Below are 332 nucleotides of genomic sequence, written 5' to 3'. Positions count from 1 at the left end.
GACACCACCACGCGCGGCGGCTGCGGTCGCTTGCGCAGCTCGCGGAACAGCTTCTGCGCCGGTTTGGACAGCACCAGGTACGGCGTCTGCAGGATCACTTCCTTCTGCGCGCCGGCGATCAGCGCATCCAGCTGCGGCTCGGTCACGTGCTGTCCGGCCAGCGGCGCATCGGCCTTCTCGCGCCGGTGCTTGCGCGGCAGGTCGGCGACATAGCGCACCGAGGCCACCGGCAACGCGGTATCGACGAAGGAACGGCTGACGAAGTCCATGTCATTGGCTTCGGCACTGACCCGCTCCACCCGCTCGGGGCGGCGGAAGCTGGCCGGCGGCAG

Annotated in this window: 1 protein-coding gene; it reads right to left on the bottom strand. The window is 69.9% G+C overall.

Annotation, left to right across the window (positions count from 1 at the left end; all coding sequences use genetic code 11):
- The coding region (locus FH975_RS16385) for a phospholipase D-like domain-containing protein (protein WP_202923324.1) at positions 1-332 on the bottom strand (332 nt) is incomplete at both ends.

It is taken from the genome of Nesterenkonia haasae, assembly GCF_010119385.1.
In the GTDB taxonomy this organism is placed as follows: domain Bacteria; phylum Actinomycetota; class Actinomycetes; order Actinomycetales; family Micrococcaceae; genus Nesterenkonia; species Nesterenkonia haasae.
The sequence above is the reverse complement of the archived record's forward strand: the minus strand, read 5'-3'. Positions and strand labels throughout refer to the sequence as shown.